This is a genomic window from Paraburkholderia sp. SIMBA_054, from assembly GCF_046534875.1.
In the GTDB taxonomy this organism is placed as follows: domain Bacteria; phylum Pseudomonadota; class Gammaproteobacteria; order Burkholderiales; family Burkholderiaceae; genus Paraburkholderia; species Paraburkholderia hospita.
The window spans coordinates 1-263 of the sequence record NZ_JAWRXV010000996.1 but is presented as its reverse complement, the minus strand read 5'-3'; the positions used below and the strand labels follow the sequence as shown (position 1 = coordinate 263).

The following is a 263-nucleotide window of genomic DNA, read 5'->3' as shown; positions in this document are numbered from 1 at the left end:
AGTCCCGAGCGCGCCGCGCATCGCGAGCCACATGATCGTTTCGACGCTTTCCGCGCCGCCCAGGCGCACATAGTCGACATGCTTCATCGCGGCAAGACGCTCTGGCTCGTGAACGATCAGGTCCAGAAACTCCATGTCCCATTCGGTGTTGTTAAAGCCGCTGCGCTCGCCGTGCACCTGATGCGAGAGACCGCCCGTGCCGACCACCACGACATCAAGGTCCGCTTCATACGATTCGATCGCGCGGCGCAGTGCCTGTCCGA

1 pseudogene is annotated in these 263 nt (G+C 62.7%); it reads right to left on the bottom strand.

Annotated features, from left to right (window positions below):
* Positions 1 to 263: pseudogene (locus tag SB822_RS58130) on the bottom strand (protocatechuate 3,4-dioxygenase); the annotation flags it as partial.